The sequence below is a fragment of the Bradyrhizobium sp. P2_E8 genome, from assembly GCF_056403875.1.
The window spans coordinates 1-667 of sequence record NZ_JBFUES010001820.1; the positions used below are offsets into that span (position 1 = coordinate 1).

The 667-nt window shown below is 70.0% G+C and carries 1 protein-coding gene; it reads left to right on the plus strand.

The genetic code is table 11. The features are described from left to right. A partial coding sequence (gene cobA / locus AC1D00_RS44105) for a uroporphyrinogen-III C-methyltransferase (RefSeq protein ID WP_477015074.1) occupies window positions 1-667 on the plus strand: 667 nt, incomplete at both ends.

The window sequence follows — 667 nt, forward strand, 5'->3', positions numbered from 1 at the left end:
TCGCGCGTGCCGACAAGCCGGAAGGCTCGGTTGCGCTGGTCGGCGCCGGTCCCGGCGATCCCGACCTTCTCACCATCAAGGCGCTGCGTGCGCTCCAGGACGCCGACATCGTCTTCCATGACGAGCTGGTCTCGCCTGAAATTCTCGACCGCATCCGCCGCGACACCACGCGCGTCGCGGTCGGCCGCCGCGTCGGCAAGCCCGGTATCGGCCAGGACGCCATCAACAAGCGCATGATCGAGGCCGCGCAATCCGGCCAGCGCGTGGTGCGGCTGAAGGGCGGCGATCCCTTCGTGTTCGGCCGCGGCGGCGAAGAAGTCGAAGCGCTGCGCACGGCGGGCGTTGCCTATTCGATCATTCCCGGCATCACCGCCGGGCTCGGCGGTGCCGCCGATTTCGAGGTGCCGCTCACCTATCGTCATGAAGCGACCCGCATCACCYTCCTCACCGCGCACAAGGCGCGCGATGCGGAAGCCGTGGACTGGTCGACGCTGACCGACACCAAAATGACCGTCGTCGTCTACATGGGCATGACCGCGGCACCCGCCGTCCGCGCCGGCCTGTTCGCCGCCGGCCGCTCGCCGGAAACGCCGGTCGGTGTGTTCGCCCGCGTCACGCGGCCGGATGCGCAAGGCGCGATCGGCACGCTGCGCGACCTGCCCGAGCT